Source organism: Anoxybacillus sp. ST4 (genome assembly GCF_019448545.1).
GTDB classification, from domain to species: domain Bacteria; phylum Bacillota; class Bacilli; order Bacillales; family Anoxybacillaceae; genus Anoxybacillus; species Anoxybacillus pushchinoensis.
This window is the reverse complement of record NZ_JAHZOE010000102.1, coordinates 1-264: the sequence shown is the minus strand read 5'-3', so window position 1 is coordinate 264 and position 264 is coordinate 1. Positions and strand designations below refer to the sequence as shown.

Below are 264 nucleotides of genomic sequence, written 5' to 3'. Positions count from 1 at the left end.
CGCGGGTTCGCAACCCTTTGTACCGCCCATTGTAGCACGTGTGTAGCCCAGGTCATAAGGGGCATGATGATTTGACGTCATCCCCACCTTCCTCCGACTTTTAGCCGGCAGTCACCTTAGAGTGCCCGACTTGACTCGCTGGCAACTAAGGTCGAGGGTTGCGCTCGTTGCGGGACTTAACCCAACATCTCACGACACGAGCTGACGACAACCATGCACCACCTGTCACCCTGTCCCCCCGAAGGGGGAACGCCCGATCTCTCG

1 rRNA gene is annotated in these 264 nt (G+C 58.7%); it reads right to left on the bottom strand.

What is annotated here, in order from left to right:
• Nucleotides 1-264 (bottom strand): 16S ribosomal RNA (locus K1I44_RS15185); the annotation flags it as partial.